Below are 926 nucleotides of genomic sequence, written 5' to 3'. Positions count from 1 at the left end.
GCCATACGGTCCAGATAGATCGTGAAGCGGTTAGCCGACGGCCTATTTCGGACTTAAGTTCCACGACATGAGCTGATCAAAGATCAAAGCGCGAGATTATCGCTCCATTTCGGCGCGCAGCTATCTGAGTCCGCAGCAGTTCGAGGATCAACACCTCTGGCAGACTGGCAAACAGCAGCCTGATTATTCACCTTCAGGGCGCGCTCCAAAACAGGGTTTCCATTCCATGGAAAATCGCATCCAGCGGCCGAGCCAGTGAGAAAGAACCACAGCTACTTCCGATCACCGTCGTGGCACTGGTAAGTACGGACGAGGTCGCGGTTGAGCTGACGGCGTTAGCCGGCGACCCAGGTCGGGGGCTAGCGACTCGAACTTTTCGCGCAGATCCTCGGTCAGGGCCTTTGCGTCGACATCACTGTCAACCACTCTGGGGTTAAGCAATATCAAGAGTTCAGTCCGCTCCTTGGCGTATTCCGTGCTGCGGAACAGCCCCCCTAGAAGCGGAATGTCCTTCAGCACAGGAACCCCGGAATTGGCGCGATTGGCGCTATCTTGCATCAAACCGCCGATCGCGATCGTGTCGCCGCTTCGTGTCGACACGGTGCTCTGGAGGCGGCGCACCGAAATCACCGGGGATTGAACATTGGTGAGCATGTTCCTGTTGCCGGTGCTGACCTCTTGAAATGTGTCAAGTGTTATATTGCCACCGGCACCGATTCTGGGTGTGACAGCCAAGATCACCCCTGTGTCGCGCAACTCGACCTCGCTCACGATCGGGGAGCTCGTGCTCTCGATTGATTGCGATGATCGGACGAGGATCGGGACCTGATCGCCCACCTGGATCGTGGCGGTTTTATTGTCGACCGCAAGAATCCCCGGCGCGGATACGACCTTGATCTCCCCAAGTGCCCTTTTCCCATGTAACA

General features: G+C 56.8%; 1 protein-coding gene. It reads right to left on the bottom strand.

Annotated features, from left to right (window positions below; genetic code table 11):
- Nucleotides 1-282 precede the first annotated feature (282 nt).
- Nucleotides 283-926, bottom strand: a 644-nt coding sequence (locus tag EOA60_RS34945; protein WP_164899866.1) for a type II and III secretion system protein, incomplete at its 5' end; no start/stop codon positions are given.

Source organism: Mesorhizobium sp. M1A.F.Ca.IN.020.06.1.1 (genome assembly GCF_004023265.1).
Classification (GTDB): Bacteria; Pseudomonadota; Alphaproteobacteria; order Rhizobiales; family Rhizobiaceae; genus Mesorhizobium.
The sequence above is the reverse complement of the archived record's forward strand: the minus strand, read 5'-3'. Positions and strand labels throughout refer to the sequence as shown.